Annotated in this window: 21 protein-coding genes and 1 pseudogene; 10 read left to right on the top strand and 12 right to left on the bottom strand. The window is 70.3% G+C overall.

Features of this window, described 5'->3' with window-relative positions; translation table 11 throughout:
- Positions 1–101 precede the first annotated feature (101 nt).
- The 4 genes from aceB to ACFOM9_RS09845 all read left to right on the top strand — a co-directional run bounded on the left by aceB (position 102) and on the right by ACFOM9_RS09845 (position 5141).
- Entirely contained in the window at positions 102–1721 is a 1620-nt protein-coding gene (gene aceB / locus ACFOM9_RS09860) for a malate synthase A (RefSeq protein WP_386709691.1), read from the top strand.
- A gap of 218 nt (positions 1722–1939) precedes the next feature.
- A complete protein-coding gene (gene aceA / locus ACFOM9_RS09855) occupies positions 1940–3235 on the top strand; it encodes an isocitrate lyase (protein WP_386709688.1) in 1296 nt (431 codons plus the stop codon).
- A gap of 199 nt (positions 3236–3434) precedes the next feature.
- Positions 3435–4634, top strand: a complete 1200-nt coding sequence (locus ACFOM9_RS09850; RefSeq protein ID WP_386709684.1) for a polymorphic toxin type 44 domain-containing protein — start codon at positions 3435–3437, stop codon at positions 4632–4634.
- Positions 4635–4673: 39 nt separating this feature from the next.
- Complete coding sequence (locus tag ACFOM9_RS09845) at positions 4674–5141, top strand: hypothetical protein (RefSeq protein WP_386709681.1); 468 nt, start codon at positions 4674–4676, stop codon at positions 5139–5141.
- A 54-nt stretch (positions 5142–5195) separates the two neighbouring features.
- Here ACFOM9_RS09845 and ACFOM9_RS09840 read toward each other — a convergent pair whose 3' ends face one another.
- Positions 5196–6710, bottom strand: a complete 1515-nt coding sequence (locus tag ACFOM9_RS09840) for a YifB family Mg chelatase-like AAA ATPase (protein ID WP_386709678.1) — start codon at positions 6708–6710, stop codon at positions 5196–5198.
- 10 nt (positions 6711–6720) lie between these two features.
- Entirely contained in the window at positions 6721–6993 is a 273-nt protein-coding gene (gene ubiK / locus ACFOM9_RS09835) for a ubiquinone biosynthesis accessory factor UbiK (RefSeq protein WP_386709675.1), read from the bottom strand.
- A gap of 213 nt (positions 6994–7206) precedes the next feature.
- Between ubiK and ACFOM9_RS09830 the strand changes: the two genes are divergently transcribed.
- Positions 7207–7545: a P-II family nitrogen regulator gene (locus ACFOM9_RS09830; RefSeq protein WP_386710997.1), complete on the top strand. Its 339-nt coding sequence runs from the start codon at positions 7207–7209 to the stop codon at positions 7543–7545.
- Between the two features lie 11 nt (positions 7546–7556).
- Here the strand turns inward: ACFOM9_RS09830 and ACFOM9_RS09825 are convergent, their stop codons facing one another.
- Positions 7557–8222 carry a lipopolysaccharide core heptose(II) kinase RfaY gene (locus ACFOM9_RS09825; RefSeq protein ID WP_386709672.1) on the bottom strand — a complete coding sequence of 222 codons (666 nt, stop codon included), beginning with the start codon at positions 8220–8222 and terminating at the stop codon, positions 7557–7559.
- Positions 8223–8705: 483 nt separating this feature from the next.
- A complete protein-coding gene (gene speE / locus ACFOM9_RS09820) occupies positions 8706–9560 on the bottom strand; it encodes a polyamine aminopropyltransferase (RefSeq protein ID WP_386709669.1) in 855 nt (284 codons plus the stop codon).
- Between the two features lie 205 nt (positions 9561–9765).
- Between speE and speA the strand changes: the two genes are divergently transcribed.
- Positions 9766–11655, top strand: a complete 1890-nt coding sequence (gene speA, locus ACFOM9_RS09815) for an arginine decarboxylase (protein WP_386709666.1) — start codon at positions 9766–9768, stop codon at positions 11653–11655.
- A gap of 167 nt (positions 11656–11822) precedes the next feature.
- On the opposite strand, the gene ACFOM9_RS09810 is transcribed toward speA, so the two are convergent.
- The 7 genes from ACFOM9_RS09810 to radC all read right to left on the bottom strand — a co-directional run bounded on the left by ACFOM9_RS09810 (position 11823) and on the right by radC (position 17970).
- Positions 11823–12581, bottom strand: a complete 759-nt coding sequence (locus ACFOM9_RS09810; protein WP_386709663.1) for an SDR family NAD(P)-dependent oxidoreductase — start codon at positions 12579–12581, stop codon at positions 11823–11825.
- Between the two features lie 67 nt (positions 12582–12648).
- Complete coding sequence (locus tag ACFOM9_RS09805; protein WP_386709660.1) at positions 12649–13209, bottom strand: methyltransferase family protein; 561 nt, start codon at positions 13207–13209, stop codon at positions 12649–12651.
- 48 nt (positions 13210–13257) lie between these two features.
- The gene (locus ACFOM9_RS09800) at positions 13258–13668 is read right to left on the bottom strand and encodes a hypothetical protein (protein WP_386709657.1); all 411 of its coding nucleotides are present in this window, start codon (positions 13666–13668) and stop codon (positions 13258–13260) included.
- A 90-nt stretch (positions 13669–13758) separates the two neighbouring features.
- A complete protein-coding gene (locus tag ACFOM9_RS09795; RefSeq protein ID WP_386709654.1) occupies positions 13759–14616 on the bottom strand; it encodes a carboxylesterase family protein in 858 nt (285 codons plus the stop codon).
- A gap of 2 nt (positions 14617–14618) precedes the next feature.
- Complete coding sequence (locus tag ACFOM9_RS09790; protein WP_386709651.1) at positions 14619–15374, bottom strand: SPOR domain-containing protein; 756 nt, start codon at positions 15372–15374, stop codon at positions 14619–14621.
- Entirely contained in the window at positions 15375–17063 is a 1689-nt protein-coding gene (gene argS, locus ACFOM9_RS09785) for an arginine--tRNA ligase (protein WP_386709648.1), read from the bottom strand.
- A 232-nt stretch (positions 17064–17295) separates the two neighbouring features.
- Positions 17296–17970 (bottom strand): RadC family protein, encoded by a 675-nt coding sequence (gene radC / locus ACFOM9_RS09780; protein ID WP_386709645.1) that lies wholly within the window; start codon positions 17968–17970, stop codon positions 17296–17298.
- Positions 17971–18154: 184 nt separating this feature from the next.
- On the opposite strand from radC, the pseudogene coaBC reads away from it, so the two are divergent.
- The 3 genes and pseudogenes from coaBC to ACFOM9_RS09765 all read left to right on the top strand — a co-directional run bounded on the left by coaBC (position 18155) and on the right by ACFOM9_RS09765 (position 22312).
- Positions 18155–19392: pseudogene (gene coaBC / locus ACFOM9_RS09775) on the top strand (bifunctional phosphopantothenoylcysteine decarboxylase/phosphopantothenate--cysteine ligase CoaBC).
- A gap of 121 nt (positions 19393–19513) precedes the next feature.
- Entirely contained in the window at positions 19514–19972 is a 459-nt protein-coding gene (dut, locus tag ACFOM9_RS09770; protein ID WP_386709642.1) for a dUTP diphosphatase, read from the top strand.
- 24 nt (positions 19973–19996) lie between these two features.
- Positions 19997–22312: a phosphomannomutase/phosphoglucomutase gene (locus ACFOM9_RS09765; protein ID WP_449284266.1), complete on the top strand. Its 2316-nt coding sequence runs from the start codon at positions 19997–19999 to the stop codon at positions 22310–22312.
- A 197-nt stretch (positions 22313–22509) separates the two neighbouring features.
- Here ACFOM9_RS09765 and ACFOM9_RS09760 read toward each other — a convergent pair whose 3' ends face one another.
- Complete coding sequence (locus ACFOM9_RS09760; protein WP_386709639.1) at positions 22510–24303, bottom strand: DUF885 domain-containing protein; 1794 nt, start codon at positions 24301–24303, stop codon at positions 22510–22512.
- Positions 24304–24443: 140 nt separating this feature from the next.
- On the opposite strand from ACFOM9_RS09760, the gene ACFOM9_RS09755 reads away from it, so the two are divergent.
- Complete coding sequence (locus ACFOM9_RS09755; RefSeq protein ID WP_386709636.1) at positions 24444–26780, top strand: S9 family peptidase; 2337 nt, start codon at positions 24444–24446, stop codon at positions 26778–26780.
- Positions 26781–26798 lie beyond the last annotated feature (18 nt).

Here is a 26798-nt window from a genome sequence, read left to right as displayed (position 1 = left end):
CAATTATTAGCAAGACTAATGATTAGCATTGGAAAAACTATGTTGTCAAATACCGTACCCGGGCGGATGTTGAGGTTCTCCTCGATGCACAGGAATCCCCCATGTCCGCAGTCCTCAGCGAATCCCCCACCGACGCCGGCATCGAAGTCACCGCCCGCGCCGAAGGCCAGGACGCGCTGCTGACGCCGCCGGCGCTGGCCTTCCTGGCCGACCTGCACGGCCGCTTCGAGGCGCGCCGCCGCCAGTTGCTGGCCGCGCGGCGCGAGCGCCAGGCGTTCTTCGACGGCGGCGGCCTGCCCGACTTCCGCGCCGACACCCGTGCGCTCCGGGACGGCGACTGGCGCGTGGCGCCGATCCCGCGCGCGCTGCTCGACCGCCGGGTCGAGATCACCGGGCCGGTCGATCCGAAGATGGTGATCAACGCGCTCAACTCCGGCGCGAACTGCTACATGGCCGACTTCGAGGACTCGACCGCGCCGACCTGGGCCAACATGGTCGAGGGCCAGCGTGCGCTGCGCGAGGCCGTGGCCGGGACGCTGGCGTTCACCAGCCCCGCCGGCAAGGCCTACGCGCTCAAGCCGCACGCGCAGCAGGCAGTCCTGCTGGTGCGCCCGCGCGGCTGGCACCTGGACGAGAAGCACGTGCTGGTCGACGGCGAGCGGATGTCGGCGAGCCTGTTCGACCTGGGCCTGTTCGCGTTCCACAACGCCGCCGCGCTCGCGCGCAAGGACCGCGGGCCGTACTTCTACCTGCCCAAGCTGCAGTCGATGGAAGAGGCCGCGCTGTGGGACGACGTGCTCGCCCATATCGAGGCGCAGTTGCACCTGCCGCGCGGACAGATGAAGGTGACGGTGCTGATCGAGACGCTGCCCGCGGCGTTCGAGATGGACGAGATCCTCTACGCCCTGCGCGGGCGCATCGCCGGCCTCAACTGCGGTCGCTGGGACTACATCTTTTCCTACATCAAGACGCTGCGCGCGCATCCGGACCGGGTGCTGCCCGAGCGCGGGCAGGTGACGATGACCCAGCCCTTCCTGCGCGCCTATTCGGAGCTGCTGATCCAGGTCTGCCACCGCCGCGGCGCGCATGCGATGGGCGGCATGGCGGCGCAGATCCCCATCAGCGGGGCGACTGCGGGCGAAGTGGCTGCCAACGAGGCGGCGCTGGCGCGCGTGCGTGCCGACAAGCTGCGCGAGGTCGGTGCCGGCCACGACGGCACCTGGGTCGCGCACCCGGCGTTGATCCCGATCGCGCGACAGGTGTTCGACGAACGCATGCGGGGCCCGCACCAGCACCACGTCATCCGCGAGGAGGTGCTGGTCGGGCGCGACGACCTGCTGCAGCCGTCCCCCGGCACCATCTCCCGCGCCGGCTTCGACGGCAACGTCGAGGTTTGCGTGCGCTACCTCGCCGCCTGGCTCGACGGCAACGGCTGCGTGCCGATCCACCACCTGATGGAGGACGCCGCGACCGCCGAAATCGCGCGCGCGCAGCTGTGGCAGTGGCTGCACGCGCGCCAGACGCTTCACCTCGACGATGGCACCGAGATCGATGAAGCGCTGTTCGACCGCGCATTGCTCGGCCTGCCTTCGCGCCTGTCCGGCGCCGACGTGCCGGGCGCGGGCCGGGTGCCCGAGGCGATCGCGCTGCTCGAGCAACTGACCCAGCGCGGCACGCTGGAGGACTTCCTGACCTTGCCCGCGTACGAACGCATCGACTGAGCGTTCTTCTCTCCGCGTGCCATTGGCCGGCGGGTCTGCCGAACGCCGAAGCGCCGTGCACGTAGGCCGGACCGGTCGGGGAGCCGACGGGATTGCCGCCCGCTCGCAACTCATGCCGCTTCCCGCCCAGTCCAGATCCAACGCCGCCAGCCAGACCCATCCCACCCCACCCTCCTCTCGACGGGGAGGGCTTGAATCAAAGCCCGAGGATCGACGCCATGAAGACGCAATGCCTGCAAACCGCCGACCAGCTCAACGTCGACTGGAGCAACAATCCGCGCTGGACCGGCATCACCCGCAGCTACTCCGCCGCCGACGTCGTGCGGCTTCGCGGCACCGTGCATGTCGAGCATTCGCTGGCCCGGCTCGGCGCCGAGAAGCTGTGGAAGTCGCTGCACGCCGAGCCGTTCGTCAACGCGCTGGGCGCGCTGACTGGCAACCAGGCGATGCAGCAGGTCAAGGCCGGGCTGAAGGCGATCTACCTGTCGGGCTGGCAGGTAGCCGCCGACGCCAACCTCGCCGGGCAGATGTATCCCGACCAGTCGCTGTATCCGGCCGACTCGGTGCCGGCGGTGGTCAAGCGCATCAACAACACCCTGCTGCGCGCCGACCAGCTCAACCATGCCGAGGGCAACGACGACATCGATTTCCTGCAGCCGATCGTCGCCGACGCCGAAGCCGGCTTCGGCGGCGTGCTCAACGCCTTTGAACTCATGAAGGGCATGATCGAGGCCGGCGCCGCCGGCGTGCACTTCGAAGACCAGCTCGCCAGCGTCAAGAAGTGCGGCCACATGGGCGGCAAGGTGCTGGTGCCGACCCGTGAGGCGATCGAGAAGCTCACCGCCGCGCGCCTGGCCGCAGACGTGATGGGCGTGCCGACGCTGATCGTCGCGCGTACCGATGCCGAGGCCGCCGACCTGCTGACCAGCGACGTGGACGACAACGACCGTCCGTTCTGCACCGGCGAGCGCACGGCCGAAGGCTTCTACAAGACCCGCAAGGGCCTGGACCAGGCGATCAGCCGCGGGCTCGCGTACGCGCCGTACGCGGACCTGGTGTGGTGCGAGACCGGCAAGCCGGACCTGGAGTTCGCGAGGCGGTTCGCCGAAGCGATCCACGCGAAGTTCCCGGGCAAGCTGCTGGCCTACAACTGCTCGCCGAGTTTCAACTGGAAGGCCAACCTGGACGACGCGACGATCGCGAAGTTCCAGAAGGAGATCGCCGGTTACGGCTACCGGTTCCAGTTCATCACCCTGGCCGGCTTCCACGCCTTGAACTATTCGATGTTCAACCTCGCCCACGGCTATGCGCAGCGGCAGATGAGCGCGTTCGTGGAGCTGCAGGAGGCCGAGTTCGCCGCCGCGGACAAGGGCTTCACCGCGGTCAAGCACCAGCGCGAGGTCGGCACCGGCTACTTCGACGCCGTGACCCAGGCGATCCAGGGCGCGCAGTCCTCGACCGTGGCACTGAAGGGCTCGACCGAGGAGGCACAGTTCGAGACGCGCGCGGCCTGAACATGCGGCAACGAAATCGCGAAGCGGAATGTGGGATCGGCGTCGCAGCATCGCGCGTCGATCCCGCGTGGCGCGCCTTGGCGCGGCGCGCCTGGGCATTACGCGAACGCCGCGCGCGTGCCACTAGGGTTTTCCCCAGCAGGTGCGCGCACGGCGGCGACACTAGGCTTCGCCCATTGCAGAGCTTGGAGTTCAACAGATGGGCAGCGTCGATTCCGCGGTCAGCCTCACCAAGGACCGCCTGGACCAGGGCATCTTCGACTGGGACGTCAGCAAGGGCGACCTGGATGACATCACCGGCGCGATCAACGGCCTGTCGCCGCAGGAGCGCAACGAGTTCATCGCCAAGCTCAGCGACGACGACATCAAGAACTGGACCCAGGAAATCGACGGGCTGAGCGGTTCGCTGAGCGCGAGCGAGCGCGCCGACGTGTTCAACAAGCTGGCCGAAGGCATGGACGCGACCCAGATGGCGCGCTTCGTGAAGGCCTTCGACGGCAGTCCGGGCGGACGCACCGCGCTCGCCGATGCCGTCGCCAGCCACGGCAGCATCGAAGCCAAGACCGGCTTCATCGAGGCGACCAAGGGCAGCATCGACGGCGAGTACAGTGCGACCCAAGGCACGTGGGGCAACGCGGAGACGGCGGCGATCGGCACGGTCCTGGCCAGCCTCGACGGCGACCCGGCCGCGTTCGAGCAAGCCATCGGCTCGCTCAGCCAGGAGCAGCTGCAGGACGTGATGTCGGTGGCCATGGGCCGGCGATACATCGCCGACTTCTCCGGAAGGACCGCGGGCACCACCAGCTACGATCCGTCTGCGCTCACCGGCATCCTCGACGCGGCCGAGGGCACGGACCTGGCCACGCGCACGGCAGTGTTCGAGGCGGCGATGCCGCAGCTCGAGACGATGCAGGGCGACAACGTCGGGATGTTCGGCGCGGAATCGTTCGTCGACGGCGTCGCCCAGGCGATGGGTCAGGTCATGACCCGAGACGAGGCGACCGCGGCGGGCCTCGTGACCACTCCCGAGGCGCCCCCGGGCGTGTCGATGGACGACAACATCGCCGAGGCGCAGCAGCATGGCTTCCCGCAGGACCTCCCGTGGTTCTACGACCAGGTCAAGGGCGGCGCCGAATGGGACTTCAAGCAGCAGGGCGCGCAGTACGAGAACTTCGGCAACTTCCACTATGGCGTGGTGGCCGCGGCGATGGGCATTCCCGAGGACGTCGCGCTGCGCGCCGCCGGCTTCGCGCAGGGACAGGCGGGCACCTCGAAGGACGATTGGGGCAACCCGTACGACCTCGGCGGATCCTATGGCGACGACCCGCGCGACCAGCAGCAGATCCAGGAAGGCTACGAGTACTACAATTCGGGCCTGCACCGGGTCTGGTCGGATTGAATGACGCGGGCATCCATTTCCTGATGGCAGGCGAGGCCCATGCACGCCACGCGATCGATGGCGCCGGGCTGGCGCCCGGCACTGCGGCTGTTCGCGACGGCGCTGGCGACATGCCTCGCCGGCTGCGGCGCATCGCAGCCCGGCGCTGACGTGGAAGTCGCGCGCATCGCTTCGCCCGACGGCGCCGTCGACGCCGTGCTGACCGAATACAACCCCGGCGCCACCGCTTCGTTCGTCTATCGCGTCCATGTGGTCGGGCACGACGACGCGTGGGACAGCGCCCCGGTCGCGGCCGAGCTGTACGGAGCGACCCGCAACGCCAGCGCCTATGGCGTGGACCTGCACTGGCGCGATGCGGGCACGCTCGAGGCGCGCTACCTGCGGGCGCGCTCGATCGAGGTGCCGAAGTCGAAGCTCGACATCGATGGCCATGCGGTGACGGTCGTGCTGCGCGCCGGCGTCGAGAATCCCGATGCGCCGGCCGGCGGGATGGCGCCTGCTCCCTGAAGCCGGCTCGGGACACCCCGATCGCGCATCTGCTCGCGCAAAGCCGAAGACCGCTCAGGCCGCGTGCGCCGCGAGTCCGCGATCCAGTCCGCGATAGCCGAGCGCTTCGGTCAGGTGGGCGGTGGCGATGTGGTCGCTGTCGGCGAGGTCGGCGATGGTGCGCGCCACGCGCAGGATGCGGTGCATCGCGCGCGCCGACAGCTGCAGCGCCTCGATCGCGCGTTCGAGCAGCTGCTGGTCGCGGTCGGACAGGCGGCAGGCAGCCATGGTCGCTGCCTGGCCGAGACGGGCATTGGCCTTCCCCGCGCGCTGCAACTGTTTCCGGCGCGCGACTTCGACGCGTGCGCGGATAGCGGCGCTGCATTCGCCGTCCTCGGCGTCCGGGCGCAGCTCGGCGGGCGGCAGGCGCGGCACGTCCACGTGCAGGTCGATGCGGTCCAGCAGCGGCCCGGAAATGCGGCCGCGATAGCGTCGGATCGCATCGGGGTTGCAGCGGCAGCGCCCGGAAACGTCGCCCGCCCATCCGCAGGGGCAGGGATTCATTGCCGCGACCAGCTGGAACCGCGCCGGAAACTCGCTCTGCCGCGCCGCGCGCGAGATCGTCACCACGCCCGACTCCAGCGGTTCACGCAGCACTTCCAGCGCGCGGCGATCCCATTCGGGGAGTTCGTCGAGGAACAGGACTCCGTGGTGCGCGAGCGAGATTTCGCCGGGGCGCGGTTCGGCGCCGCCGCCGACGAGGGCGACCGCGCTCGCGGTGTGGTGCGGCGAACGGTAGGGCCGCTCGCGCCAGCGCGCGGGATCCAGCCCGCGGCCGCTGACCGATGCGATGGCGGCGGTTTCCAGCGCCTCGGCCTCGGCGGCCTCCGGCAGCAGGCCGGACAGGCGCGAGGCCAGCAGGGTCTTGCCGCAGCCGGGCGGGCCGACCAGCAGCAGATGGTGTTCTCCGGCCGCGGCGATCTCCAGCGCGCGCCGCGCGTGCAGCTGGCCACGCACGTCGCGCATGTCGGGTCCATCGGAGCACAGCGCGGGCGGCGCCACCGCGAGCGGCAGTTCGCGCGTGCCGGCGAGCATGGCGCACACCTCCAGCAAGGTGCGCGCAGTGCGTACTTCCAGGCCCTGTGCAAGCGCGGCTTCCGCACCATTCGCCACCGGCACCACCAGCCTGCGCCCCGCGCGGGCGGCGGCCAGCGCCGCGGGCAGCACCCCGTCCACCGCGCGCAGCTCGCCGGTGAGGCCGAGCTCCCCAAGGAATTCCCACTCGGCCAGCGCCTGCAAGGGCACCTGGCCGCTCGCGGCAAGGATGCCGAGCGCGATCGGCAGGTCGAAGCGTCCGCCGTCCTTGGGCAGGTCGGCGGGCGCCAGGTTGATGGTGATCGCGCGCTGCGGGAACTCGAACTGCGCGCAGCGGATCGCGGCGCGCACGCGGTCGCGCGATTCGCGCACCGCCGCTTCCGGCAGCCCGACGATGTTCATCCGCGGCAGGCCGCCGGCCAGGTAGACCTCGATCCGGACTTCCGGCGCGTGGACTCCTGCGCGCGCACGTCCGTGCACGAGCGCAAGCGACATGGCCTCGCCCTCAGTGGGCTTGCGGCGGCAGCGGTGACGCGGCCCGTTGCGCCTCGAGCGCCTGTACCTGCTGCTGCAGGGCGTCGAGCTTCTCGCGCGTGCGCAGCAGCACCGCGCGCTGCACGTCGAACTCCTCGCGCGTCACCAGGTCCAGCCGCGACAGGCCCGATTGCAGCACCGCCTTGAAGTTCTGCTGCAGCTCCTCGCGGCTCTCGCGCATCGACGGCGGGACCAGGCTGCTGAGGCGGCGGGCGAGGTCGTCGATGTGGTTGAGGTCGATCATGGGATGGCTCCTCGGCGGGGTTGGCCCAGCGTGTGGCCGTGGCCGTGCGGGCGCCATCGGTGCGAGGCGCGACGTGGGGTAGGAAAAGCCTGACACAGCCGCGACCGCGGCCGCCACTCCCGCCCGTACCGGGGCGCGGCGTCCGCAGCGCGACAGGTCCGGCGCGCTGCGCCCGCGCTATGCTGGTGGCATCCGCAGCGGGGAATGCAATCGATGAAAATGGTGGTGGCGATCATCAAGCCGTTCAAGCTCGACGACGTGCGCGAAGCGCTGGCGGACGCCGGCGTCGCCGGCATCACCGTCACCGAGGTCAAGGGCTTCGGCCGCCAGAAGGGCCACACCGAGCTGTACCGCGGCGCCGAGTACGTCGTCGACTTCCTGCCCAAGATCAAGCTCGAGGTCGCGGTTACCGACGACCAGGCCGACGCCGTGATCGAGGCGGTGATGAAGGCCGCCGGCACCGGCAAGATCGGCGACGGCAAGGTGTTCGTCTGGGACCTGGAGCGGGTGGTGCGGATCCGCACCGGCGAGCTCGACGGCGACGCGCTGTAGACCGCCGCCGGTCAGGCCCCCGCCTTCGCCGGTACACCGCGATACAGGCGCTTCCAGGCGCCGCGGATCGAACGCACCCATCCGGGTTCGGCGAGCATCGCCGCCTCGACCGCAGACGGCGCGGTGCCGGTGAGCCGCGATTGCAGTTTCACCACGTTGGCCAGGTCGCTGCGCCGCAGCTGGCGGCCGAAGGCGCTGCGCGCCAGCCACGCGGGCATTGGCAGCGCGGAGGCGAAATCGACCACCCGCGGCATGTCGCCGCTGACCAGGATATTGGAGCCGTGCAGGTCGTTGTGGGCGATCCCGGCGGCGTGCAGCGCGGCGACGGCGGCCTTCAGGCGGCGGAAGACGTCGTCCGACACCACCGCCACGTTGCTGCCCAGCGCGTGTCCCTCGATGAACTCCATGCCCAGCACCAGGCCGCCCACGGTGCCGAGGAGCGCAGGCGCGTAACCCCAGCCGGACAGGCGTTGGAGCATCCGCGCTTCGCGTCGCACCAGCAGCCGCGCCAGCGGCGACAGCGGCGTCCGGCGGTAGCGCCGGTAGTCCTTGAACACGGCCGGCTGCCGGCAGAGCCGGGCCACGTAGACATCGGGTTCGAGGAAGCGGGTGCCACGCTTGAGGATGCGCGCGTCGGCGTCCGGCCAGGACGGGAGGGTCAGGGGGCAGTGGGTCATCGGTGGATCCGCGCTGTGCCGGCTTCGGGGAGGGCGGGCTGCGCATGGCTCGCAGGTTGGTAGCGTCGCCGGATATGGTGTACCGGTCGGTTCAATAAATAATAACGCCATTCCGACACGTTTCCGACAGGGTCGCGGGCTACACAGCGTTCCCCTGCGCGCACGAATCCCGGCGGCGGCGTCGCCAGTCCACCGGCCGGACATGCCCGCCCCCGGAGGCGGTGTCGACTGAAGGGCGGGGTTGCAGCGCCGAAGGTGTCCGACGAGGAGTGCGCGCCGCGCAGCGCGGCAGTTGCGACGCACCGTCGCGCGCCGGATCGTTCGCCTGGCTACGGCGCGTATTCGGACGGATTTGGTTGCGTCACGGCTGGCGCGTGGTCATGCAGTGTCCGCCACGCGGACCGGGCTCCCCGCCGCGGCGGGAGCAGTTGCCGTCACGCGAAGGCCCGCCCCGGACACCGCCCGGAGGCCGGGCGCGATGGACTATTCGGCCAGTGCCGCGGCGACGAACGGCGGCAGCGTGGCCGCGCCCTTGTGGGTGTCGGCGCTGTAGTACTTCGTCGCAAACGCCTTGTCGCGGGCATCGACTTCGCGGAACCCGAACCCGTCATCGCCGTGCTTGCGCGCCAGGGTGCAGCTCCACCAGCCGGTCGGATAGCACGGCTGCGGGAACGGCAGGGTCTGGAATGCATTGAAGCCGGCCTTGCGCATCTCGCCGCGCATTTCCCGGATCAGGTCCAGCAGCACCAGCGGCGACTCCGACTGCTGCACCAGGATGCCGTCGTCCTTGAGCGCGCGGAAGCAGCTTTCGTAGAAGGCCCGGTTGAACAGGCCTTCGGCTGGGCCGACCGGGTCGGTCGAATCGACGATCACGATGTCGACGCTCGATGGCGCGCAGTTGGCCATGTACGCGATGCCGTCATCGAACAGCAACTGCGCGCGCGAGTCGCCGTTGGATTCGCACAGCTCGGGGAAGTACTTCTCGGCCATCCGCGTCACCTGCTCGTCGATGTCGCACTGCACCGCCTTCTCCACGCCCGGGTGGCGCAGCACCTCGCGCAGGGTGCCGCAGTCGCCGCCACCGATGATAACGACCTGTTTCGGATCGGCGTGGGTGAACAGCGCCGGGTGCGACATCATCTCGTGGTACAGGAAATTGTCGCGCGTGGTCAGCATCATCGCGCCGTCGATCAGCATCAGGTTGCCCCAGTCGGTCGACTCGTAGATCTCGATCTTCTGGAACGGCGACTGCACCTCGTCGAGCTTGCGGGTCACGCGATAGCCGATGGCCGAACCGGCGGGCTCGAAGTTCTCGTACATCCAGGTCGTGTCGGTCATCGGAGGAAAGGCGTGCGTGGGCGGGCCGCGATTGTAGCGAACCGCCGTGGCGAACCGCCGTGAAGCATCGACGCGCATTGGCCGCGTCGCGCAGGTGCCGCCGGTGGTCCCGCGATTCCCGCGACATGCGCGCGCGGCCACCCGTCACCGCTTTCTTCGCAGGCAAGCCGCTAAACTGCGCGCCTGCATTTTCCAGGACGTTGCCATGACCGCGTGGTCGCCCGACCAGGCCCGCAAGACCTACTCGATCCCGCACTGGGCCGCCGGCTATTTCGACGTCGACGGCGGCGGGCGCATGGTGGTGCGACCGCGCGGCGCCGACGGTCCGGCGATCGCGCTGCCCGAGGTCATCGACGCGGCGCTCGCGCAGGGCGCCAACCTGCCGCTGCTGGTGCGCTTCCCGGACGTGCTCGGCGACCGCCTGCGCATGCTGCAGGACGCCTTCGCCCAGGCGCGCGCCGACTGGGACTACGCCGGCGGCTACACCGCCGTGTATCCGATCAAGGTCAACCAGCATCGCGGCGTTGCCGGCACGCTGGCCGCGCACGCGGGCGATGGCTTCGGCCTGGAAGCCGGCAGCAAGCCGGAACTCATGGCGGTACTCGCGCTCTCGCGGCCGGGCGGTCTGGTCATCTGCAACGGCTACAAGGACCGCGAGTACATCCGCCTGGCGCTGATCGGCCGCAAGCTGGGGATCAACACCTTCATCGTGGTCGAGAAGCCATCGGAGCTGCGGCTGGTGATGGAGGAAGCCCAGGCGCTCGACGTCGAGCCGATCCTCGGCGTGCGCATGCGGCTGGCCTCGCTGGGCGCGGGCAAGTGGCAGAACTCGGGCGGCGACAAGGCCAAGTTCGGTCTCAGCCCGCGCCAGCTGCTGGACCTGTGGAAGGCGCTGCGCGACGCCGGCATGGGCGGCGCGCTGAAGCTGCTGCATTTCCACATGGGTTCGCAGATTTCCAACGTGCGCGACATCGCCCGCGGCATGCGCGAGGCGACGCGCTACTTCGTCGAACTGTCGCAGCTGGGCGCGGTGATCGACTATGTCGACGTCGGCGGCGGCCTGGGGATCGACTACGAAGGCACGCGTTCGCGCAGCTACAACTCGGTCAACTACGGCGTGGCGCAGTACGCTTCGAGCATCGTCCAGCCGCTGGCCGACGCCTGCGTGGCCAACGCCCTGCCGCCGCCGCGCATCGTCACCGAGTGCGGGCGCGCAATGACCGCGCACCATGCGGTGCTGGTGGCCAACGTTTCGGAGGTCGAAGCCGCGCCCGAAGGCCGGGTGCCCGACGAGCACGACGATGAGCCGATGGTGATCCGCCACCTGCGCGGCATCCACGGCGAGCTCGACGAGCGCCCCGCGGTGGAGCTGTTCCAGGAAGCGCAGCACTTCCACGCCGAGGGCCTATCGCTGTACGCACTCGGCCAGCTCGACCTGGTGCACCGCGCGCGCATCGACGACCTGTTCTACGCCATCGCCCACGCGGTGCGGGCGCGCCTCACGTACGGCGAGAAGAGCCACCGGCCGCTGCTCGACGAGCTGAGCGAGCGGCTGGTCGACAAGTACTTCGTCAACTTCAGCGTATTCGAATCGATGCCCGACGTTTGGGCGATCGACCAGGTGTTCCCGATCGTGCCGATCGAGCGCCTGGACGAAGCGCCGACGCGGCGCGGCATCATCGCCGACCTGACCTGCGATTCGGACGGCAAGATCGACACCTACGTCGAGAACGAGGACCTCGACACCTCGCTGCCGCTGCACGCGCTGCGCCACGGCGAAAGCTACCGGCTGGGCTTCTTCCTGGTTGGCGCCTACCAGGAGATCCTCGGCGACATCCACAACCTGTTCGGCGACACCGACGCGATCGAGGTCAAGCTCGACGGCGACGGCTACGCGATCGTCCAGCAGCGCCGCGGCGACACCACCGACGTGATGCTGGACTACGTCGGCTATCAGATCGACGACCTGCGCCGGGAATACCGCGACAAGGTGGACGCGGCGCGACTGCCGGCGGACGAGGCGCAGCGACTGAACGATGCGCTGGAGGCCGGGCTGACCGGATATACCTATCTCGACGACACGCCCGAGGCGTAGTCACGAGTCCGTTCTGGCGATAGGCAGGATCGACGGCACGGCCTGGGCTGCAACGATGCGGGATCCCTAGCGGCACACCGTTGCCTTGACCGGCAACTCGGGCGGGCAGCGTCTTGCTGCCCGCCCCCGATGGCCTCGCCGCCTAGGCGTTTTTCGCCTGGTGCACGCTACTTCGCAAGGTCGCGATGGACCTGCAGGCCGGCCAGCGACTGGCTGACCGGCATCACCTCGAAGCGATTGACGTTCAGGTGCGGCGGCAGGTTGGCGATCCACCACACCGATTCGGCGATGTCGGCCGCGCTGATCGGCTGCGCGCCCGCGTAGAGCGCATCGGACGCGGGCCGGTCGCCGCCGGTGCGCACCAGGGTGAATTCGGTTTCGGCCATCCCCGGTTCGATTGACGTCACGCGCACCCCGGTGCCGTGCAGGTCCGTGCGCAGGTTGAGCGAGAACTGGGTGACGAACGCCTTGGTCGCGCCATAGACGTTGCCGCCCGGGTAGGCATAGCTGCCGGCGATCGAGCTGACGTTGAAGATCGTCCCGCGGCGCGCGATCAGCCCGGGCAGCAGGGCGTGGGTCATCGCCGCCAGCGCGGTGACGTTGGTGTCGATCATCTGCCGCCACTGCGCCAGGTCCGCGCGCTGCGCAGGTGCGGTGCCGAGTGCCAGGCCCGCGTTGTTGACCAGCACGTCGATATCACGGAACGGCGCCGGGATCGCGTCGAGCGCGGCTTGCATCGCATCGGCGTCGCGGATGTCAAAGGCAGCCGGATGCACGAGGTCGGCGCCAAAGCGTTCCACCAGCGTCTGCAGGCGGTCGGCGCGGCGGCCGGTGGCGACCACGCGCCAGCCGGCGCCGGCGAAGCGTTCTGCAATGGCGGCGCCGAAGCCGGCGGTGGCGCCGGTGACAAGCAGGGTCTTGGTCATGCGGCAATTCTAGGCGCGTTGCGTTTCCGAGACATCGTGCGGCGAGCATCGCCGCGCGGCGCGCCGGTCACCACACGTACGGAATCAAGCGCTTGGTTGCGCTCGCGTACGCCCGGTAGCCATCCGGAAACGCCGCGGCCAGCACGCGCTCCTCGACCTGGATCCGCCACAGCAGGGCCAGGCCCACCGGCAACATCGCCGCCAGCGACAGCCAGTTGCCCAGGCACAGTGCGTAGCCCAGGAAAGTCGCCAGCAAGCCCGTGTACGAGGGGTGCCGCAACCAGCGGTACGGACCGCCGCGCACCAGTTCGTGTCCGGGGCCGATCGCCACGTCGACGGTGAAATGCACGGCCAGGGTGCGGATCGACCACCAGCGCAGCGCCATGCCCGCGGCCATCAGCACGATGCCCAGCCACCAGAGCGGCGCCTGCAGCGGGCGCGGGAAGCGAGCCAGGTCGAGCCAGGCGAACCCGACCGCCAGCGCGATGCCGCCGCCGATCACCACCACCAGCAGGTGCAGGGTGCCGGCATCGCGGCTGCGCCGGGCGTCGTTGGAGCGCAGCCGCAACACGATCCAGGATTCGCTGGCGAACCAGGCCAGGCAGAGCGCGGGAAAGAGCTTGTCCATCGCCCGATATTGCGCTGGCCGCAACGTGCCGCGCCAGCCGGCGCCGGATCAGGTGCTCTTCGGAGCCGGCTTCACGACTTTCGCTGGCGTTTTCCGCGCCGCCTTCCTGGTCGCCGGAGCGGGGGTCTTTTTCGCAGGCGCGGGCTCGTCGGTCTTCGCGGCCGCGGACCCGCGCTTGCGACCGGTCGCCGACTTGCCGCTGGTGCGCGCCTTGGTGGCGCGATGCTTCTTCAGCATGTCCTCGGCCAGCACCACGTCCTCGGAGAGGATCCCGGCGGCCCTGGCGATGGCGATGCGTGCCTCGACCCTGTTGTCGTCGGGACTGGCGAGCAGCAGCTCGCGGATCGCCTCGCGCAGCGCGGCCTCGGCGTTGTGTTTCAGGCGCAGGTTCTCGCCCTGCCGGAACAGGCCCATCAGGGCGTCCACGACGGGTTTGATCAAGGCGGCTTCGATGGGCATGGCGGCGGTCTCCCTATGGGAAGACATCATGCAGGGCGGGCTTCTCAACGATCGCGACCGGATCTTGACGGCGGTCGCGGCCCGCGGATTTCAGCGCGACGGCTGCTGTTGCGGCGCGCGCCGCTGGGCGAACAGCCAGTCGCGCCACCAGTGCCCGGGAATGAGGTCGCCCGGCGGCTGGTGGGCGAGCCCGGCGTATTCGCGCAGGCGCGCCTGGCGGCCGCCGGCGCTGCGGATTGCGGCGACCATGTCCCGATTGGACTGGATCGGGTTTTCGTCGTCCTGGTCGCCGTGCAGGACCAGCAGCGGCAGCGCGGTCAATTTCCCTGCCAACCTGCGGTCCGGGGCGATGGCGCCGATCGGGACCGCGGCGGCGAACAGTCCGGGCCGCTCGAGCGCTGCCAGCCACGTGGTCGAACCGCCCATCGAAAACCCGCTGGCGTAGATGCGGTCCGGGTCGATCGGGTGCTCGTTCGCGATGGCCGCGACCATCGCCAGCGCCGCCTCCAGCGGCGGCCCCGCATGGGCGCTGCGCGGCGCCCGCGGGTCGTCGTAGTCCGCGCTGCGCACGGGGAACTGCGGCACGAGGACGAAAGCGGGATGCCGCGCGCGGATCGCCGGCAGCGCCCAGGCCCGCGCCGAAATGTCGGCTTCGATCTGGGCGCGGTTGTCGCGTCCGATCGCCCCGGAGTTGTGGAATTGCACGACCAGCGGATAGCGCCTTCCGGGCTCCAGCCGCGCGGGGGCGAGCAGGCGGTACGGCAGGGTGGTGCCGTCGGCCGCGGTGAAGACCCCGGCCCGGAAATCGTCGGCGGTCAGGCCATGGGTCGCCGAACGATCCAGCGGGGGAGCGCCGCGCACGACGTCGACGCCGCCTGTCGTCGCGCAGGCCGCCAGCCCCAGGCACAGGCCGGCGTACGCGCACAGGCGCCATCGCCGGCCCGGCATGTTCATTTCACCTTGATCGCCATCGCCGGCAGGCCGCCGTTGGCGAGCTTGGCCTTGGCCGCAGCCAGTTCGGTGGCGGTGCCGTAGGGGCCCATGCGCACGCGATAGACGGTCTTGCCGTCGAGCGCGGCCGACTCGACGCGGGCGTTGAGGCCAAGCAGGGCGATCCGCGCCTTGACCGCCTCGGCGTCGCCTGACGCGCCGAAGGCGCCCGCCTGGAGGATGTACGGCGCCTGGTTGTCGGACGTCGCTGCCGTCGGCGCGGCGGTGGCTGCTGGCGCAGGCGTGGTCGGGGTGGGCGATGCCGGAATGGCCGTCGCCGGCGTGGCCGCGTCTTCGGACGCCGCGGCCGCGGCGGCCTGCTGCTGCGCGAGCTGCTGCTTGCGTGCAGCCTCGGCGCGGGCGCTGGCGGCGAGTTCGGCGTCTGACATCGCCACTTCCTGGCCCGGCAGCACGGTGTAGAAGTCGTACTCCCGCTCCTCGTCGCCGGCGTCCTTGGCGCCCGCCCTGGGCGCGCTCGCGACCGGCGCCGGCAGGTCGGCATCGTCGCCGGCGCTGCTGGACGAGGACGGCTGCGCGTCCGGGTTCGGGCGCGGCAGGATGAAGCCGTCGCTGCCGCCGGACTTGAACACCCGCGGCAGCGCCAGCACCGCGACCAGTGCGATCACGATGCCGAGGATCAGCCACGCCCAGCCCGGCAGCCCGCCCGAGTTGCCCGAGTTGCGTCGCGCCTGCGACTTGCCGCGTCTTGCTGCCACTTACATCTTCTCCGGTGCATTCACGCCGATGAGTTCCATGCCGTTGGCCAGTACCTGGCGCACCGCCAGGGCCAGCGCCAGGCGCGCGTCGCGCACGTCGGCGTCGTCGACCAGGAACTGGTGGTTGTTGTAGTACGTCTGGAACGCCTGCGCCAGTTCGAGCAGGTAGGTCGTCACCAGGTGCGGTTCGAGCTGTTCGCCGGCCGTGGCCAGCACCTCCGGCCAACGCGACAGGTCGGTGAGCAGGCCGTGGCAGGCGGTATCGCCCGGATCGATCGGCTGCGCCAGGCCGTTGTCGAGGTCGAAGGCCAGGCCGCGCTCGTCCATCTGCCGCAGCAGGCCGCAGATGCGCGCATGCGACAGCTGCACGTAGTAGACCGGGTTGTCGAGCGACTGGCTGCGGGCCAGGTCGATGTCGAACACCAACTGCGAGTCTGGCCGACGCGCGAGCAGGAACCAGCGGGTGGCATCGCGCCCGGCTTCCTCGATCAGGTCGCGCAGGGTCAGGTAGCTGCCCGCGCGCTTGGACAGTTTCACTTCCTCGCCGCCGCGCATCACCGTGACCATCTGGTGCAGCACGTACTCCGGATAACCGGCCGGGATCCCGGCATCGAGCGCCTGCAGCCCGGCCTTCACCCGCGCCAGCGAGCCGTGGTGGTCGGCGCCCAGCTCGGTGATCGCGCGCTCGTAGCCGCGCTGCCATTTGGAGAGGTGATAGGCGACGTCGGGCACGAAGTACGTGTAGGTGCCGTCGGACTTGCGCATCACGCGGTCCTTGTCGTCGCCGAAATCGGTGGTGCGCAGCCACAGCGCGCCGCCGTCCTCGTAGGTGTGGCCGTGGGCGACGAGGCCGCGCACGGTCTCCTCGACCTTGCCATCGGCATACAGCGACGATTCCAGGAAATAGACGTCGAACGCCACCCCGAACGCGGCCAGGTCGCCGTTCTGCTCGTTGCGCAGCCAGGCCACGGCGAAGCGGCGGATCGCATCGAAATCGTCGGCGTCACCGTTGCCGGACACCACCTGGCCCTCGACCTCGACGCTGGCGCGGTCAAGGAACGCGCGGGCGACGTCGGCGATGTAGTCGCCGCGGTAGCCGTCCTCGGGCCAGCCGGCGTCGTCGGGCGTCAGCCCCTTCGCGCGGGCCTGCACGGATCTGGCGAGGTTCTCGATCTGCACGCCGGCGTCGTTGTAGTAGAACTCGCGCTTCACGTTCCAGCCGTTGGCGTCGAGCACGCGCGCGATGCAGTCGCCGATCACCGCCGCGCGGCCGTGGCCGACGTGCAGCGGACCGGTCGGGTTGGCCGAGACGTACTCGACGCCGGCCGTGCGCCCGGCGCCGCTGTCGTTGCGGCCGTAGGCGCGGCCGCGCGCATGCAGCGCGCGCAGCTGGCGCTGCCAGGCGCCCGCGGCGAGGCGGAAGTTCAAAAATCCCGGGCCGGCGATCTCGACCGCGGCGATATCGTCGCTGGCCGGTAGTGCGTCGACCAAGGCCTGCGCCAGCGCGCGCGGATTGCTGCGCGCCGGCTTGGCCAGCAGCATCGCGGCATTGGTCGAGAAGTCGCCGTGGCTGCGGTCCTTGGGGCGCTCGACCACGAAGTCGGGCACGGAGAGGTCGGCGGGCAGGGTTCCGGCGGCGCGGAGGGCATCGATGCCCTGTGCAATCAGGGCGCGGAGCTGGGATTTCACGGGGACGGGGTGTCGCGGATCAACGGCCCCGCATTGTACGTGAGCGGCGCGCTGGCGCTGGCGGAGCAGGCGGATGCGTGAATGCGGCACGGGACGCGTGGCGAGCGCGGCCGTGGCCGGATGCTTTGCGGCCCGCGCTGGCGGCGCAAGCCCGCGGGCAGCCGATCGCGGCTCCGTGCCGCTCCAGCGGTCGCCGATTCCCGTCGATGCAGGCAGGATCTGGGGCGATCCGTCACACCCAGCCGCGCGCCGCGAGCGACACGGGCGCGCCGTCGCCGATCACGAAATGGTCCAGCAGCCGCACGTCGACCAGCGCCAGCGACTGCTTGAGACGTGCGGTGACCGCGCGGTCGGCGGCGCTGGGCTCGGCGCTGCCGCTGGGATGGTTGTGGCCGACGATGATCGCCGCCGCGTTGTGTGCCAGCGCCCGGCGCACGACTTCGCGCGGATGCACTTCGGCGCCGTCGACCGTGCCGCGGAACAGCTCCTCGAACGCCAGCGCGCGGTGGCGGGTGTCGAGGAACAGGGCGGCGAAGATCTCGCTGGGCTGGCCGCGCAGGCGCTGGGCGAAATAGCGCCCGGCGGCCGAGGGATCGGTCAGGGCTTCGCCGCGTTCCAGCCCGGCGGCGAGGTAGCGGTTGCACAGTTCCAGCGCCGCCGACAGCTGGCTGGCGCGCGCGGGCCCGAGCCCGGGGAGCCTGGCCAGATCCCCCGGTGCGTGTTCGAGCAGGCGGCGCAGCGGACCGTGTTCGGCCAGCAGCTGGCGCGCGGTGGCGACCGCATCCAGGCCGCGCAGCCCGGAGCCGAGGAAGATCGCCAGCAGTTCGGCGTCCGACAGCACCACCGCGCCGCGCTTGAGCAGCTTCTCGCGGGGGCGTTCGCCGGCGGGCCAGTCGCGGATGTGCATCGCGGGATCCTGTGAGGTGGTTCGCCGGGACTGCTGCGGATGCGTGGCAAAGGAGTGGAAAGCACGCCCCCGTCGCAGCCGCCGGCGATGCGTCATTGCAACCTGAGGCGCGGCTTGGCGCAGTCGGGGCCGCACATCGGTTCGGGTAAGCTGGCGGCTCGTTTGCGTGTAGGGATTGCCTGACATGGCCGAGGCCGGCGACAAGCTCCGGGAACGCAGGATCCTGCTGTGCGTGTGCGGCGGCATCGCCGCCTACAAGGCGGCCGAACTGGTCCGGGGGCTGCGCGACGCGGGCGCCACGGTGCAGGTGGCGATGACCGAGAACGCGCAGCACTTCGTCGGCACCGCCACCTTCCAGGCCGTGTCCGGGCTGCCGGTCCGCACCAGCCTCTGGGACGCCGCGGCCGAGGCGGCGATGGGCCATATCGAACTGGCGCGCTGGGCGCACCACATCGTCGTTGCGCCGGCGACCGCCAACACTCTGGCCAAGCTCGCGCACGGTTTCGCCGACGACCTGGTCACCACCCTGTGCCTGGCCACCACCGCGCCGATCGCGGTCGCGCCGGCGATGAACCATCGCATGTGGCTGCATCCGGCCACGCAGGCCAACATCGCCACGCTGCGTGCGCGCGACGTGCAGGTCATCGGGCCCGACGACGGCCCGTTGGCCGAGGGCGAATCCGGCCCCGGCCGCCTGCGCGAACCCGCGGCGATCGTCGCGGAGCTGGCCGCAGCCTGGCGCCCATGAGCGCCGCCGCCGCACTGGCGGGGCTGCGCGTCGTGGTCAGCGCGGGGCCGACCTACGAGGATCTCGATCCGGTGCGTTACATCGGCAACCGCAGCAGCGGCAAGATGGGATTCGCGATCGCCGCCGCGGCGGCGCGGCGCGGCGCGCAGGTCGTGCTGGTCGCCGGACCGGTCGCGCTGGCCACGCCCGATGGCGTGCAGCGCATCGACGTGCGGTCGGCCGCGCAGATGCACCACGCCGTCCTTGACCAGCTGCCGGCCGACGTCTACATCGGCGCGGCCGCGGTGGCCGACTTCACCCCGGGCCGCACGGCGACGTCGAAAATCAAGAAGCGCGATGGCGATGACGGGCTCACGCTCGAACTGGTGCGCACGCGCGACATCCTCGCCGACGTTGCCGGTCACGATTCGCGGCCGCGGCTGGTGGTGGGATTCGCGGCCGAGACCGACGACGTCGAGGCCAACGCCCGCGGCAAGCTGGCGAAGAAAAAGCTCGACCTGATCGCCGCCAACCGGGTCGGGGTCGCGGGCAGCGGCTTCGAGGGCGACGACAATGCGCTGGCGGTCTACTGGCACGGCGGCGAACGCGTGCTCGGACCCGCGCCGAAGACCGAACTGGCCGACCAGCTGCTGGACCTGGTGGCCGGGCGGCTCGCTGCCGACCACGCGGGTTGACCCGCGGCGCCGGCTTGGCGCCAGCGACGCGACGTGGCGGGCGCTTGCGTTACCCTCGCAGGCCGCGCCGCCACTCCCGCTCTTCCACGCCGCCCGCCGCGCGCGGCGAACAGGACCGCCGATGCAACACACGCTGCAGCTGAAGATTCTCGATCCGCGCATGGGCGGCGACTGGCCGCTGCCGGCCTACGCGACCGAGGCCAGCGCCGGGCTTGACCTGCGCGCGGCGCTCGACGACGCGCTGGTGCTGCAGCCCGGCGATGTGGCGCTGGTGCCCACTGGCCTGGCGATCCACATCGACGATCCGGGCCTGTGCGCGATGGTGCTGCCGCGCTCCGGGCTCGGCCACAAGCACGGCATCGTGCTCGGCAACGGCACCGGCCTGATCGATGCCGACTACCAGGGGCCGCTGATGATCAGCGTGTGGAATCGCGGACAGGCGGCCTACACGATCGCGCCCGGCGATCGCATCGCGCAGCTGGTGGTGCTGCCGATCGTGCGCGCGGCGCTGCAAGTAGTGGATACTTTCACCCAGAGCGAGCGTGGGGCGGGTGGCTTCGGCCACACCGGTTCGCGCTGAACGATGGCAGTCGGGGGGCAGGCCATGCATGACGAACACGAACCGGGCAAGCTGCGCGTTGCCCTGGCGCAGGCGCGACCGTACCTGCCGATCATGGGCGGCATCCTGGCGCTGTTGGCGCTGTGGCTGGCCTGGAGCGGCTGGCGGCAGATCCAGGACGACGGTCGCCGCGCGGATCTCGAAGAGGCTCGCGACCTGGCCGCCCAGTCCGTGCAGCGCGTGCTCCAGGGCGACCTGGACACGCTCGCGCAGCGCCTGGCGTCGGCGCCGGTGCAATCGGCGCTGCGGGCCGGCGACCTGGCGGCGGCGGGCACCGCGCTCGGCGCGGACTGGAAGGGCATCGAGGCGGCGACGGTGCTGCCGCCCGACCTGCAGGACGCCTACGCCGGCCTGCCGAAAAGCGGCTTCGGCCGGGTCGCGGCGGCCGAAGCGGCGATGACCGAGGGCAAGCCGGTGCTGTGGGCGATCCGCGACCATGGCAAGCCTGCGATCGCGCTGGCAGCGCCGGCCGAAGTGGACGGCGTGGTGACGGGCATCGCCTTCGTGCGCCTGCCGCTGGTCCGCGCCACCCGGGGGCTGGAAAGCGCGAACCTCTCCGACGACAGCTACCTGGCCTTGCGTCAGGGTAGCCATACCCTGTTCGAGCGCGGCGACGCGTCGCTGTCGCAGGGCGCCGAGCGCCTGGCCGTGCCTGTCCGCGGCACCGGGCTGCGCATCGCCGCCGCGGTGCCGACCGCCGTGATCAGCCCGTTTGGCCTCGGCGTGCTGGGCTCGTTCATCGGCGCCCTGGTGCTGGCGCTGCTGGGATATGTGCTGTGGCGCCTGCCCAGCCGGATCGGCGGGCTGCAGCGGGTGGACGACGGCAGCGCGCCGACCCTGTCGCAGGTGCTGGTCGACGGCCCGCCCGAAGGCCAGGCGCCGGCGCCGGTGGTGGTGCGCGACGCGCCGAGGCGCGCGCCGGTGCGCATCGACAGCGGGATCTTCCGTGCCTACGACATCCGCGGCGTGATCGGCCAGACGCTCGACGCGGGCGTCGCCGAGCTGATCGGCCAGTCGGTCGGTTCGCTGATGCGGGAGCAGGGGCTGGACGATATCGTCGTCGGCCGCGACGGCCGGCTGTCCGGGCCGGACCTGGTCGAAGGCCTCGCGCGGGGCCTGCGCAAGGCCGGCCGCAACGTGATCGACATCGGCATGGCGCCGACGCCGGTGGTCTATTTCGGCGCCTACCACCTCAACACCGGCTGCTGCATCTCGGTGACCGGCAGCCACAATCCGCCCGACTACAACGGCTTCAAGATCGTGGTCGGCGGCGAGACCCTGCACGGCGACGCGATCGCCGACCTTCACGCGCGGATCGCGGACGACCGCATGTTCGAGTCGCCTGCGCCCGGCGGCTACAGCGAGCGCGACATCGCAGACGACTACGTGCAGCGCATCGCCGAGGACGTGCAGATCGCGCGCCCGCTGAAGGTGGTGGTCGACGCCGGCAACGGCGTGGCCGGCGAGGTAGGACCTCGCGTGCTCGAGGCGATCGGCGCGGAAGTCATCCCGCTGTTCTGCGAGATCGACGGCAGCTTCCCCAACCACCACCCCGATCCGAGCGAGCCAGGCAACCTCAAGGACCTGATCGACACGGTCGCGCGCTTCGACGCCGACCTCGGCATCGCCTTCGACGGCGACGGCGACCGTCTCGGCGTGGTGACGCGCGACGGCGACAACATCTTCGCCGACCGGCTGCTGATGCTGTTCGCCGCCGACGTGCTCGAGCGCAACCCCGGGGCGGTGATCCTGTTCGACGTCAAGTGCACCGGGCGCCTGCCCGGCCACATCCTGCGCCACGGTGGCAGCCCGCTGATGTGGAAGACCGGGCATTCGCTGGTCAAGGCCAAGATGCGCGAGACCGAGGCGGAGCTGGCCGGCGAGATGAGCGGCCACTTCTTCTTCGGCGAGCGCTGGTACGGGTTCGACGACGGCATCTATGCCGCCGCTCGCCTGCTGGAAATCCTCGCCACCGATCCGCGCACACCGGACGAGGTGCTGAAGGAATTGCCGAACGGCGTGTCGACGCCGGAGATCAAGGTCGACGCGCCCCATGGCGATCCACACGCGTTCGTCGAACGCTTCGTCGCGCAGTCGCACTTCGACGACGCGCGGCTGTCGACCATCGACGGCCTGCGCGTCGACTGGCCCGACGGCTGGGGGCTGGTGCGCGCGTCCAACACCACGCCGGTGCTGGTGCTGCGTTTCGACGGTGATTCGGCCGGAGCGCTCGAGCGCATCCAGCAGGTCTTCCGCGAGCAGCTGCTGGCGGTGGATCCAGAGTTGCAGCTGCCGTTCTGAGCGTCCAGTGTCCCTTGTGGGAGCGGCTTCAGCCGCGAGGGCTTGCTTGCTCCCGTGCGAAGGCAGGGAGCGGGGAGGGTGTCTTCCGGAATCAGGTCGAGCCGTGACCACCCCCTCCCAGCCTCCCCCTGCCGTCGCAGGGGGAGGGGCCAGAGCAGCGCTCGCGGCTGAAGCCGCTCCTACAGGTTCGTCCCGCGCTATTTGTGCGCGGGGATGAATTCTTCCTCTACCGCCTTGGCCAACAGGTCCGGCGGCAGCAGGCCCTGGTCGAGCAGGAAATTGTTGAACTCCAGGCGGCTGAATTTGGCGCCCAGCGCCAGTTCGGTGTCCATGCGCAGCTGCAGGATGCGGCTGTAGCCGTAGAAGTAGCTGCCGGCCTGTCCGGGCGCGTTGAACATGTAGCGGTCGAGCTTCTGCTTGGCCATCGCCGGCGACACGCCGACCTCGTCTTCGAGCACCCGGCGCGCGCCTTCGCGGTCGATCAGGCCGAGGTTGAGCATCGGATCGAGCACCGCGCGGGCGCCACGCAGCAGGCGCAGCTGCAGCGCGATCATCTGCCCGTCGAGCGGCTCGTACGGGACCATCTCGGCCTCGGCGTACAGCGCCCAGCCCTCGACGTTGACCGAGTTGAACGCGAACAGCGTACGCGCCAGCGAAATGCCGCGTTCGACCATCGCGGTGAACTGCAGCTCGTGGCCCGGCCGGCCTTCGTGCGCCGAGAGCGTCCACGCCGCGGATTCGAAGTTGAAATCGTCGTACTGCAGCGCCGAGCCGTCCGGGTTCGGCACCGACACCGGCAGCACGAACTGGCCCTGCTGCCCGGTGTTGCCCACCAGCGGCGCCGGCAGGAAGTGCGGCGCCGGCTGCGAGGCCGACTCGGCTTCGCTGCCCAGGCGCATCACCATCGGCCGCTTCGGCACGTCGACGATGCCGCGGTCACGGATGATCGGGTCGATCGCATCGATGACGGTGCGGTAGCGCGCCTCGAGCCGGTCGTTGGGGATCGTGTCCTTCTTCAGCGCGCGGATCACACCGATGTAGTCGCCGTCCTCGATGCCGTGCAACCCTTTGGCCTTGGCCACCAGCGGCGCGAGCTGGGCCATCGCGGCGCGGGTTTCCATGAATTCGACCTGGGCGCGGTCGATCAGCAGCTGCGGGTCGATGTCGATGCCGTACTGCTTGAGCTGGAAGGCGTACAGCTCCGGCGGCAGCCTTGCGTCGGTGCGCGCCTCGGGCAGCACCGTCGTGCGCGCCCAGGCCTGGTAATCCTTCAGCTGCCTGGCCATGGCATCGAGCGCGGGTTGCGCACCCTGGATGTCGTACTTCGCGAACAGCTTGCCGATGCCGGCGATGTAGGTGTCGACGTTGCCCAGCGCCTGCTCGACCTCCAGCTTTGTCGGCCGCAGCAGCGCCTTGTCGCCGGCGCGTTCGGTGTAGCGCGCCTTTGCCAGATCGGTGACCGGCGTGGTGCCCGGGGCCATGCCGACATAGGCCTTGAGCCGATCCAGCGCGCGCGCGCGGCGCTCGGGCGGCGTCTGGTCGGAGAGCAGGCCCTGCATGCCCGAGAACACCAGCTGCGGCACGTCGGCCCACGGCAGGAGCAGGCGTTCGTTGAGCGCGCTGCCGGCGACGCTCTCGTCGGCGGCGTGGATCATGATCTGCAGGTCCTGGCGCACGTTGGGATCGCGCTCGGCCTGCAGCTTGGCCTGCAATGCCGACTTCGCCTCGGCCATCGCCGCGCGGAAGCGCTTGCCGTTGTCGGGTCCGAGGTCCGACACCTTGTCGTCGTAGCCGGGGATGCCGAAGAACGAGAAGCCCTCCGGCTGGAACTGCGCCTGCGCGGCGATCAGGACCTGCGCGTCGCCATTGCTCTTCTGCACCCACGCCGGCGTGGCCGGCGCCGCTGTCGTTGCCTGTGGGACGGGCGCCTGCGCGGAGGCGGCGATGGGCATGGCAAGCGCGAGTGCGATGGCGAGAACGAGAGGTTTCATGGCGTCGATCCGTGGAATGTCTGCGCGACCCTACGCCGCGCGCCGGGCGCCGGCAATCGGCCGCAAGTCACGTCGCGGCGCGGTAGCATGGGTGCGACGGCGCGCTCGCGGCAATGCGCCCTATTGAACCGGACGGTGGCATGCATTCGATGATCGGGGGCGGCGCGCGCAACGCGCGGATGGTGGCGGTGGCCGGATGCCTGGCCCTGGGAATGCTCGCAACGGCACCTGCCCGCGCGCAGGCGCCGGTGGTGGATGCAGGCGACTACGCCCGCGCGGAGAAGTTCCTGCCGCACAACACCGCGCCGCTCGTGGACCACGTGCCGACGCTGCTGGCCTGGCTCGACGACCGCCAGTTCGGCTACCGCGACCACGACGTCGATGGCGATCGCTTCCTGCGCGTGGATGCCACCAGCGGCGGCGTGGTGCCGGCCTTCGACCACGTCAAGCTCGCGCGCGCGCTGGGCAAGGCCAGTGGCAAGACGGTGAAGGCGGAGAAGCTGCCGCTCAGTCGCTGGTCGATCGACGACGACGGCAGGGTCACCCTGGGCGCGTTCGGCAAGGTGTACCGCTGCGATCTATCCGCCAGCGGCGCCTGCTCGGAGAAGACCGGCGAACCCGGCGTGCGTTCGCCGGACGGCCTGCACGAGGCGTTCGTACGCGACTGGAACCTGTGGATCCGCGACCTCGCCACCGGCGCGGAAACGCAGCTGACCAGCGACGGCAGCACCGACTACGGCTACGCCACCGACAACGCCGGCTGGAAGCACACCGACGACGCGATCCTGGTGTGGTCGCCGGACTCGAGCAGGATCGCCACGTTCCGGCAGGACCAGCGCAGGACCAGCGAGATGGTCCTGGTGCACACCAACGTCGGCGCGCCGAAGGTCGAGCGCTGGAAGTACCCGTTCGTCGGCGACGAACACGTCACCATGATCGAGCGCGTCATCATCGACGTGCCGGCGCGCAAGGTGGTGCGGCTGGACATGCCGCCCGACCAGCATCGTTCGACGCTGTGCGACGACGTCAGCTGCAGCGGCGGCTGGGAGGACGTGCAGTGGGCGCCGGACGGGAAGACCCTCGCCTTCGCCTCCACCTCGCGCGATCACCAGGAGACCTGGCTGCGCATCGCCAACGCGGAGACCGGCGCGGTGCGCACGGTGTTCGGCGAGAAGGTGAACACGTACTTCGAAAGCGGCAACGGCGCGGTCAACTGGCGCTACCTGCCGCAGTCGGACGAGATCCTCTGGTTCAGCGAGCGTGACAACTGGGGCAACCTGTACCTGTACGACGCGACCAGCGGCAGGCTCAAGCACGCGGTGACCAGCGGCGCCGGCAACGTCACCGAAGTGCTGCGCGTGGATCCCGACACGCGCACGGCGTGGTTCCGCGGCGTTGGCATGGAGGGCGGCCGCAATCCGTACTACCAGCATTTCTACAAGGTGTCGCTGGACAGCGGCGAACCGGTGCTGCTCACGCCCGAAGACGCTGACCACAAGGTGACGCTGTCGCCCGGCGGCATGTACTTCGTCGACACCTACTCCACCACCGGGGCCGCGCCGGTGACGCTGCTGCGCAATGCTGCCGACGGCACGCTGGTGCGCGAAGTCGCGCGCGGCGACATCTCGCGGCTGCGCGCGGCTGGCTGGGTGGCGCCGGAGCCGTTCACGGTCAAGGCGCGCGACGGCAGGACCGACCTGTACGGTTTGATGTTCAAGCCCACGGACTTCGACCCGTCGAAGAAGTATCCGATCATCAATTACGTCTACCCCGGCCCGCAGGTCGGCTCGGTGCGCAGCCGCAGCTTCCTTGCCTCACACGGCGACAACCAGGCGCTGGCCGAGCTCGGCTTCATCGTCGTCGCGATCGACGGCATGGGCACGCCGTGGCGCTCGAAGGCCTTCCACGACGCCTACTTCGGCGACATCGGCGACAACACGCTGCCCGACCAGGTCACCGGCATGCAGCAGCTGGCCGAACGCTATTCCTGGATCGATCTCGACCGCGCCGGCATCTGGGGCCACTCCGGCGGCGGCAACGCCGCCGCCGGCGCGATGTTCCGCTACCCGGAGCTGTTCAAGGTCGGCATCGCCGAGAGCGGCAACCACGACAACCGCAGCTACGAGGACGACTGGGCGGAAAAGTGGCAGGGCCTGCCGGTCATCGCCAAGGACGGGTCGAGCAACTACGACGACCAGGCCAACCAGAACCACGCCGCCAGGCTCCAGGGCCACCTGCTGCTGATCCACGGCATGCTCGACGACAACGTGCCGCCCGCCAACACCCTGCTCGTGGTGCAGGCGCTGATCGAGGCGAACAAGGATTTCGATCTGCTGCTGCTGCCCGAAGCGCGCCACGGCTACGGCAGCGGCGAGGTCGGCATGTACGTCACGCGGCGTCGCTGGGACTACTTCGTGCGGCACCTGCTGGGCGCGGAGCCGCCCGCTGGCTACGAGATTGCACCAGCTAAACAATAGCTAGGCCTTGGAGTTAGA

The organism is Luteimonas notoginsengisoli (assembly GCF_042648885.1).
Taxonomy (GTDB): domain Bacteria; phylum Pseudomonadota; class Gammaproteobacteria; order Xanthomonadales; family Xanthomonadaceae; genus Luteimonas; species Luteimonas notoginsengisoli.
The sequence above is the reverse complement of the archived record's forward strand: the minus strand, read 5'-3'. Positions and strand labels throughout refer to the sequence as shown.

Bases quoted from the DNA above. Each gene is read 5' to 3' on its own strand.
- aceB (WP_386709691.1), top strand. From the start codon at position 102: ATGTCCGCAGTCCTCAGCGAATCCCCCACCGACGCCGGCATCGAAGTC.
- aceA (WP_386709688.1), top strand. From the start codon at position 1,940: ATGAAGACGCAATGCCTGCAAACCGCCGACCAGCTCAACGTCGACTGG.
- ACFOM9_RS09850 (WP_386709684.1), top strand. From the start codon at position 3,435: ATGGGCAGCGTCGATTCCGCGGTCAGCCTCACCAAGGACCGCCTGGAC.
- ACFOM9_RS09845 (WP_386709681.1), top strand. From the start codon at position 4,674: ATGCACGCCACGCGATCGATGGCGCCGGGCTGGCGCCCGGCACTGCGG.
- ACFOM9_RS09840 (WP_386709678.1), bottom strand. From the start codon at position 6,710: ATGTCGCTTGCGCTCGTGCACGGACGTGCGCGCGCAGGAGTCCACGCG.
- ubiK (WP_386709675.1), bottom strand. From the start codon at position 6,993: ATGATCGACCTCAACCACATCGACGACCTCGCCCGCCGCCTCAGCAGC.
- ACFOM9_RS09830 (WP_386710997.1), top strand. From the start codon at position 7,207: ATGAAAATGGTGGTGGCGATCATCAAGCCGTTCAAGCTCGACGACGTG.
- ACFOM9_RS09825 (WP_386709672.1), bottom strand. From the start codon at position 8,222: ATGACCCACTGCCCCCTGACCCTCCCGTCCTGGCCGGACGCCGACGCG.
- speE (WP_386709669.1), bottom strand. From the start codon at position 9,560: ATGACCGACACGACCTGGATGTACGAGAACTTCGAGCCCGCCGGTTCG.
- speA (WP_386709666.1), top strand. From the start codon at position 9,766: ATGACCGCGTGGTCGCCCGACCAGGCCCGCAAGACCTACTCGATCCCG.
- ACFOM9_RS09810 (WP_386709663.1), bottom strand. From the start codon at position 12,581: ATGACCAAGACCCTGCTTGTCACCGGCGCCACCGCCGGCTTCGGCGCC.
- ACFOM9_RS09805 (WP_386709660.1), bottom strand. From the start codon at position 13,209: ATGGACAAGCTCTTTCCCGCGCTCTGCCTGGCCTGGTTCGCCAGCGAA.
- ACFOM9_RS09800 (WP_386709657.1), bottom strand. From the start codon at position 13,668: ATGCCCATCGAAGCCGCCTTGATCAAACCCGTCGTGGACGCCCTGATG.
- ACFOM9_RS09795 (WP_386709654.1), bottom strand. From the start codon at position 14,616: ATGCCGGGCCGGCGATGGCGCCTGTGCGCGTACGCCGGCCTGTGCCTG.
- radC (WP_386709645.1), bottom strand. From the start codon at position 17,970: ATGCACATCCGCGACTGGCCCGCCGGCGAACGCCCCCGCGAGAAGCTG.
- dut (WP_386709642.1), top strand. From the start codon at position 19,514: ATGCAACACACGCTGCAGCTGAAGATTCTCGATCCGCGCATGGGCGGC.
- ACFOM9_RS09765 (WP_449284266.1), top strand. From the start codon at position 19,997: ATGCATGACGAACACGAACCGGGCAAGCTGCGCGTTGCCCTGGCGCAG.
- ACFOM9_RS09760 (WP_386709639.1), bottom strand. From the start codon at position 24,303: ATGAAACCTCTCGTTCTCGCCATCGCACTCGCGCTTGCCATGCCCATC.
- ACFOM9_RS09755 (WP_386709636.1), top strand. From the start codon at position 24,444: ATGCATTCGATGATCGGGGGCGGCGCGCGCAACGCGCGGATGGTGGCG.